Source organism: Microcystis sp. M_QC_C_20170808_M3Col (assembly GCF_007095505.1).
In the GTDB taxonomy this organism is placed as follows: domain Bacteria; phylum Cyanobacteriota; class Cyanobacteriia; order Cyanobacteriales; family Microcystaceae; genus Microcystis.
This window is the reverse complement of sequence record NZ_SFBY01000356.1, coordinates 1-4,187: the sequence shown is the minus strand read 5'-3', so window position 1 is coordinate 4,187 and position 4,187 is coordinate 1. Positions and strand designations below refer to the sequence as shown.

Sequence of the window (4,187 nt, the reverse complement as noted above, 5' to 3'; positions counted from 1 at the left end):
ATGTTTAAAAGTAGGTTCTCTTCCTTCTAAAGCTGACCGGGATGAACAAGAAGACTACAAAGAAAAAAAGCTAGAACCCAGACTAAATGAGGCTAAAGAAGGAAAAAGGGCTGTTTTTTCGTTGATGCTGCTCACTTTGTTATGGGAGCTTTTCTCGGTATTGGTGTTTTGAGAGACTTTTCGTTAAGTCGCCGAGCGGGCGTAAACGCTTTAATGTTTGAGGAGCATTAAATGTGATAACCCATGAAGTTATTCTGGTTACTAATGACACTTATATTACAGCAACTCAAGTCTGTGAACTTATTGGAAAAATAGCTGCTTTAGGACTAATAATTTCCATCACTCTGGTATTAGATAATGCCCGCTATCAGAAAGGCAAAGTTGTTGAGTAATTAGCTCTTTCTTTGTCAATAGAGCTACTCTATCTGCCGTCTTATTCGCCTAATCTAAATTTAATTGAAAGGCTGTGGAAATTTGTCAAAAAGAAATGTTTATATGGTAAATATTATGAAAACTTTTCTGACTTTTCTTCAGCTATTTATGAATGTCTGAATGATGCCCATCTGAAACATAAAAAAGAACTGGATTCCTTGCTCACTCTACGATTTCAGAAGTTTAATATAGCGTTTCCTGTTGACAAGAGGTACATTCTCAATCCTGAAAAGCTTAATCAGCAAAGGTTAAAGTGTGCCACACAGATGTGAGAACCGCTATAAATCTCAGATTATGAACGTCTAAAGTATAACCGAAGAAGCGATCGCTCTAGCACAAGAATTCTTACAACAAAGCAACCTACCCCCCAAAGCGTCTAATGATGCCTTACACATGGCACTAGCAACCGTTTATGGCTTAGACGATCTGCTATAGCAAAGACCAAGGTGCTTAGGACAATCCATCGCTGAAACCCTGTTCAGATAAGAGTTTGAAAATTGAAAGCGTCCTAAATAACCCATTATTTGCTATAACATGGAATTGTAAGCACATGGCAAACGCTCAAATCCAAAGAAAGCTATCCCAAATTAGTCTTGAGCTTGGATACAGGCTACCATTTGTTTGTACCCCTTACGAGTTCATAGGATTTAAGCTTCGAGGAGAATAACTATGTATAAAGATGAAATTGTCGAAGAAATTTATAGATATAGAGAAGAATACGCAAAATCTCTCAATTATGATCTCAAGGCAATATTTGACGATCTTAGAAAAAAGCAAATTTCCAGTGGACGAAAATTCGTAAAACTGCCAATTAAAAGAGTGTCTAACAAATCACTGCACCCGACCTACTGATATACTTCTGCTATTATTCAAAGTTAGTAGCGGCGAGTGAGTTCAACCGTTATACTGAATCGGTTTTTAATAGCATGATTAAGCCCCAATGCCACTTGAAAAAACCCGCTCCCTTCTCCACACTGCTGTAATAAAAAACAACTCTCCCCCGATAGCGATCGCTAAAGGTCGAATAATTGTAAATTTTTGTCAAGGGGGGCGGTCAGATATAGGAATCATTGCTATAATGAGCCTAAATTGTCAGAAATTTAGTTAGGGCTTGCTGAATAAATCTAAAAACCTTGTTGGATAATATCTTTAGGCTTTTTTGAAATCCAAAAGTACCAGATACGACTTGGTGTGATAATCAGTGTTTATCGTTCCTAGTAGTCTTGCTAGGCAAGGATTTGAAGAATATATTTCTGGAAAATTACCCCTATTCTTCCTCCTTCCACACAGAAACGAGAAGAGCCGAAATTTCCGGGACTTTTTCCCTGAAAATTAGGTAATTGACCCCCTCAAAATCGGTAAAACCCCACACCCCACACCCCACACCCCACACCTAGGAAAAACTTTTTCAGCAGACCCTAGTTAAACAAGGTTTTTGGCAATATGCTAATCTGGCTAACACGCTTTTGGGCGTGATATAGGGAAGGTTTCTTGCGATCACGCCTAAATAGAGTGATATTGGTTATTAGTAATGCAGCAGAACTTTACTTTCAGAGCGGTATGACTGCCACTAACGAGGAGCTTGCAGCAGCCCGCAAGGAAGGGATGAAACAAGCAAAAAATGAGACCCCACTAAACGAGTAACAACTATCTTGGTTGTTTTTCTGTAATATGATTTTTATTTGCGTTTTTTGAGTTGTTAGTAAGGCAATACTCTAAATATTTTTTACAGTCCAAAAAATGATTCAAGAATGGTGTATAGCAAATAATGGGTTATTTAGGACGCTTTCAATTTTCAAACTCTTATCTGAACAGGGTTTCAGCGATGGATTGTCCTAAGCACCTTGGTCTTTGCTATAGTTTATGATACTGCTGTTTGTCTTAGCCAAAATACCAACATATGCAGTCGGAGCAGCTACAATCCGTCCAAACCGTTACAATTTACAAAGCTCCTCAAAAAGGTAAAGGTCAAAAATTGCTGGATGAGGGATTTCAACCTGTTGATTTCCCGTATAACCCTCCTTATGTCGATGGAAGTTGCTACTTTGCCGGTCCAAATGACAGAAGTATTGCCGAGGAATTTAACCAAAGCTACCAAGATGGCATCCTTGAGGTTTTTATCGATCAGGCAAGCTACGATAAATATTTCAAACCCCTTGAATTTCGCTATGATGAAAAGGATAACTGCGAACGAATTGAGGTAGTTATTCCTCAAAGCCTATTTCCAGTCCTAAACCAATTTCCACGAGTCCTTAAATCACGGTAACTATCATGGATAGCAAAAGTTGGGAGCAAATTAAATCAAAATATAAGCTAGGTCAGTTTGTGCAGGGCAAAGTCGAATTTCATGCCCCTTTTGGTGTTTTTGTAAAGATTGATGAATCCCTAGTCAAGGGACTAATTAAAATCCCTGATTTTTTAGATGAAGGTAGGATGAGTCAAGAAATGTATCCTGAAATTGGCACAACAATAGGGGCTGTCGTGGTTGGATATAACGAGAGCAATTGTCGTGAGATATATCTAAATGCCAAGCCCAGTGTTCTTCACAAAGCTCTTGTCCCTCTTAAAGTTCTTGCTTTGGCTTGTTAATTCCTCTCTATAAGCGGCGCAAGCTAACTAGACCGTTCTCCACTTCCCCACACCCTGCTCCCACGAAAAACTTTTTCCCTATGTGGGGAAAGACTCGCCAATAGACTAGACAAGAACCTCTAGATGGGCGCGGCTATGGGTGGCCATGACAGTAAACCGCAGACGACTGGTGGGAACGGTATTGCGATCGCCATCGCTGTAGGGTGCGTTCTCTAATGTGGCTCCTACTGCTCCACTGATCGATTTTGGGGAACGCACCATGCACATTGATTGAAGCTGTGAGTCTAAGTGCGATGCCGAAGGCACTGCGTAGCAGTACGCCGCTCTTGTGGGCCCAGTTGAGGAATGTTAGCGAAGATTCCCAATGTTTGGTTAAAATAGAGGGGCAAAAGTTGCCACAGGGTCAAGCCAATGACAGTTCGACAACCCCGCTACAGCAAAGAAGAGTTTGCCCGACGTGGTAATGAGATTTATGAATCTCAGGTACGTTCTCAAGTCGAGGAGGGAAATCAGGGGAGAATTGTAGCAATAGACATCGAAACAGGGGCTTTTGAAGTGGCTGACGACAGCCTAACAGCTGCTAAACAACTGTTAATACGTTTTCCTGATGCACAAATATTTGGTATTCGGATTGGGCATCGCGCTGTCCATCGTTTTGGCTTTCGTTCCCCCAGTGTGTTGCCATGATGATGGGGAGCGTTAATTCGCGCCGAGAAGCAATTATTCAATGGAGATTTAACTGTTGGCGATATTACTCAAGGAATTCAAAAGTGAGACCTTGTCAAAGTTATAATCTTGTTAAACTTAAGTCTTGAGGAGGAAATATGCTAGTAAGTGTTGAAGGGGTTTACCGCAATGGTCGTGTAGAACTCACAGAAAGTCCCAATAACGTACCTGAAGGGGCTTGTGTAATTGTTACCTTTGTTAGCTCGAATGATATTAACTTGGCATCTCAAGGAATTGATAGAGAGCAGGCTAAGACTCTACGTGCAAGTCTAGCTACCTTTTCAAACGATTGGAACAGCCCTGAAATGAGTGTTTATGACAACTTTGACATCCTCGCCGCCCTAAAAGTGCGGCGATTCCTAAACCTCACGATTTAAGTTTCTGCTTCAACCACCGTTGCATACCACGGTTAAAAAACCATGTACTGTCTTACACAAAGT

General features: G+C 40.7%; 6 protein-coding genes and 2 pseudogenes. 7 read left to right on the top strand and 1 reads right to left on the bottom strand.

Annotated features, from left to right (window positions below):
- From EWV84_RS16320 to EWV84_RS16300, 5 genes and pseudogenes are all read left to right on the top strand, one after another.
- Positions 1 to 620: pseudogene (locus EWV84_RS16320) on the top strand (IS630 family transposase); the annotation flags it as partial.
- Positions 621 to 741: 121 nt separating this feature from the next.
- Positions 742 to 1,099 (top strand): annotated as a pseudogene (locus tag EWV84_RS16315) (PIN domain-containing protein); the annotation flags it as partial.
- 2 nt (positions 1,100 to 1,101) lie between these two features.
- On the top strand, positions 1,102 to 1,284 hold the full coding sequence (locus EWV84_RS16310) for a hypothetical protein (protein ID WP_287078848.1): 183 nt from the start codon (positions 1,102 to 1,104) through the stop codon (positions 1,282 to 1,284).
- Between the two features lie 1,048 nt (positions 1,285 to 2,332).
- A complete protein-coding gene (locus EWV84_RS16305; protein ID WP_287078847.1) occupies positions 2,333 to 2,698 on the top strand; it encodes a hypothetical protein in 366 nt (121 codons plus the stop codon).
- Positions 2,699 to 2,703: 5 nt separating this feature from the next.
- Positions 2,704 to 3,021 carry a hypothetical protein gene (locus EWV84_RS16300; protein WP_287078846.1) on the top strand — a complete coding sequence of 106 codons (318 nt, stop codon included), beginning with the start codon at positions 2,704 to 2,706 and terminating at the stop codon, positions 3,019 to 3,021.
- 105 nt (positions 3,022 to 3,126) lie between these two features.
- Here EWV84_RS16300 and EWV84_RS16295 read toward each other — a convergent pair whose 3' ends face one another.
- Complete coding sequence (locus EWV84_RS16295; protein WP_287078845.1) at positions 3,127 to 3,282, bottom strand: hypothetical protein; 156 nt, start codon at positions 3,280 to 3,282, stop codon at positions 3,127 to 3,129.
- 150 nt (positions 3,283 to 3,432) lie between these two features.
- Between EWV84_RS16295 and EWV84_RS16290 the strand changes: the two genes are divergently transcribed.
- Positions 3,433 to 3,708 (top strand): hypothetical protein, encoded by a 276-nt coding sequence (locus EWV84_RS16290; RefSeq protein WP_287078844.1) that lies wholly within the window; start codon positions 3,433 to 3,435, stop codon positions 3,706 to 3,708.
- A 137-nt stretch (positions 3,709 to 3,845) separates the two neighbouring features.
- On the top strand, positions 3,846 to 4,124 hold the full coding sequence (locus EWV84_RS16285; RefSeq protein ID WP_287078843.1) for a hypothetical protein: 279 nt from the start codon (positions 3,846 to 3,848) through the stop codon (positions 4,122 to 4,124).
- Positions 4,125 to 4,187: the final 63 nt, after the last annotated feature.

Bases quoted from the DNA above. Each gene is read 5' to 3' on its own strand.
- EWV84_RS16290 (WP_287078844.1), top strand. From the start codon at position 3,433: ATGACAGTTCGACAACCCCGCTACAGCAAAGAAGAGTTTGCCCGACGT.
- EWV84_RS16300 (WP_287078846.1), top strand. From the start codon at position 2,704: ATGGATAGCAAAAGTTGGGAGCAAATTAAATCAAAATATAAGCTAGGT.
- EWV84_RS16295 (WP_287078845.1), bottom strand. From the start codon at position 3,282: ATGGTGCGTTCCCCAAAATCGATCAGTGGAGCAGTAGGAGCCACATTA.
- EWV84_RS16310 (WP_287078848.1), top strand. From the start codon at position 1,102: ATGTATAAAGATGAAATTGTCGAAGAAATTTATAGATATAGAGAAGAA.
- EWV84_RS16305 (WP_287078847.1), top strand. From the start codon at position 2,333: ATGCAGTCGGAGCAGCTACAATCCGTCCAAACCGTTACAATTTACAAA.
- EWV84_RS16285 (WP_287078843.1), top strand. From the start codon at position 3,846: ATGCTAGTAAGTGTTGAAGGGGTTTACCGCAATGGTCGTGTAGAACTC.